1 protein-coding gene is annotated in these 1,202 nt (G+C 65.4%); it reads left to right on the top strand.

Annotation, left to right across the window (positions count from 1 at the left end; genetic code table 11):
- Positions 1–1,202, top strand: a 1,202-nt coding sequence (locus HB681_RS37600; RefSeq protein WP_213959984.1) for a biotin carboxylase N-terminal domain-containing protein, incomplete at both ends; no start/stop codon positions are given.

Genomic DNA, 1,202 nt, shown 5'->3' with positions numbered 1-1,202 from the left:
GCGCCCAGCCGCGAGAGCTATCTGCAGGCCGACCGCATCATTGCCGCCTGCAAGCAGACCGGCGCTGAAGCCGTGCACCCCGGCTACGGCTTCCTGTCGGAGAACGAAGCCTTCGCCCGCAAGGTCGAGGAAGAGGGCATCATCTTCATCGGCCCCAAGCACTACTCGATCGCGGCCATGGGCGACAAGATCGCCTCCAAGAAGCTCGCCAACGAGGCCAAGGTCAACACCATCCCGGGCTGGAACGACGCTATCGAGACGGCCGAACGCGCGGTCGAGATCGCCAAGGACATCGGCTACCCGGTGATGATCAAGGCCTCGGCCGGCGGCGGCGGCAAGGGGCTGCGGGTGGCCTTCAACGACAAGGAAGCCTTCGAGGGCTTCACCTCCTGCCGCAACGAGGCGCGCAACAGCTTCGGCGACGACCGGGTGTTCATCGAGAAGTTCGTCGAGGAGCCGCGCCACATCGAGATCCAGGTGCTGGGCGATTCGCAGGGCAACGTGATCTACCTGAACGAGCGCGAATGCTCGATCCAGCGGCGCCACCAGAAGGTGATCGAGGAGGCGCCTTCGCCCTTCATCAGCGACGCCACGCGCAAGGCGATGGGCGAGCAGGCCGTGCAACTGGCCAAGGCCGTGAAGTACCAGAGCGCCGGCACGGTCGAGTTCGTGGTCGGCAAGGACCAGAGCTTCTACTTCCTGGAGATGAACACGCGGCTGCAGGTGGAGCATCCGGTCACGGAATGCATTACCGGGCTGGACCTGGTCGAGCTGATGATCCGCGTCGCAGCCGGCGAGGCCCTGCCGCTCACGCAGGCGCAAGTCAAGCGCGAAGGCTGGGCCATCGAGTGCCGCATCAACGCGGAAGATCCGTTCCGCAACTTCCTGCCGTCCACCGGCCGCCTCACGCGCTTCCAGCCGCCGAAGGAGACCATGTTCTCGGCCGACACCGAGCACCTCTACGGTGTGCGCGTCGACACCGGCGTCTACGACGGCGGCGAGATCCCGATGTTCTACGACTCGATGATCGCCAAGCTGATCGTCCACGGCCGTGACCGCGCGCATGCGATCGCGATGATGCGCGAGGCGCTCAACGGCTTCGTGATCCGCGGCGTCAGCAGCAACATCCCGTTCCAGGCGGCATTGCTGGCGCATCCGAAGTTCGTCGCGGGCGACTTCAACACCGGCTTCATCGCCGAGCA

It is taken from the genome of Variovorax sp. dw_954 (assembly GCF_018449755.1).
Lineage (GTDB): Bacteria > Pseudomonadota > Gammaproteobacteria > Burkholderiales > Burkholderiaceae_C > Variovorax.
The sequence above is the reverse complement of the archived record's forward strand: the minus strand, read 5'-3'. Positions and strand labels throughout refer to the sequence as shown.